The organism is Arhodomonas sp. KWT, from assembly GCF_010993615.1.
This window is the reverse complement of record NZ_WNXE01000617.1, coordinates 1-983: the sequence shown is the minus strand read 5'-3', so window position 1 is coordinate 983 and position 983 is coordinate 1. Positions and strand designations below refer to the sequence as shown.

At 69.6% G+C, this 983-nt stretch carries 1 pseudogene; it reads right to left on the bottom strand.

Annotated elements, in window-relative coordinates:
• A pseudogene (locus G7A99_RS21170) lies at positions 1-783 on the bottom strand (hypothetical protein); the annotation flags it as partial.
• Positions 784-983 lie beyond the last annotated feature (200 nt).

The window sequence follows — 983 nt, the reverse complement described above, 5'->3', positions numbered from 1 at the left end:
ACCGCCGCCGTCCGACGGCGTCAGCCTTGCGGCCTGCTCCCAGCCGCTATCCCGGCGCCCGAAGACGTAGGCGCTGCCCGTCGTCTCCTTCGCCGGCACGTCGCCGCTGGCCCCCACCAGGATACGGTCTCCGTCTACGGCGACGGCGGAACCGAAGCGCTCCCCGGCGGACTTCGGCGTCAGGGACGCGGTTTTCGTCCAGCCGCCCTCCCCGCGTTCGTAGACCAGTACCACGCCCGAGTCCTCGCCGACGACGTCCGCCCCCGGGGCACCGATGGCCGCGACACCACCATCCAGGGCCACGGCAACGCCGGCCATGTCGTTCTTCCCGACCGTATCGCGCCGCAGCTTCGCGACCGGGGTCCACGCCCCGCCTTTGCGTTCGAAGAGATACGCTGCCCCCTCGTTAAGCTCGGAGAGCACCACGCCCGGCGCCCCGACGAGGACCGTGTCGCCACTGACCGCGACAGACGCGCCGAACCCGTCCGCGAGCTCGCCGTCGGACGCCTGGAGCATCGCGGCCGGCGCAATGCCACCCCCGGTGCGGTCGAACAGGTAGACCGCGCCGACGTCGTCCCGCTCAAGGTCCGTCGAGGACGCACCCACCGCGACCCGGCCGTCGTCGATGGCGACGGTGGTACCGAACACGTCACCATCCACGGCCTGCCGGGCGACAAACGTAACGGGCGACGCGGCCCCGGCACCGAACGACACCGTGATCAGCGCGGCGAACAGGACACGGCACAGGGGGCTCGCGGGAATGCAACGGTCTTTAAAGGGCATGACGTCTCCGAACAAGCAAGGGGTGAGTTTACGTTTCTAGACCCCCGGCCTTACCGGGCACTTACTCTTGCAAGCACCACAACGGGTAGAAGCGGCGCTAGCGCTGCGTTGCCGACACTCCGGCAATGAGTCCGGCATTCGGTCCGCCCCCCTTTGCCCATACGCGTTCGCTCGGCTGCCCCGAGGGATCACCCGGACAG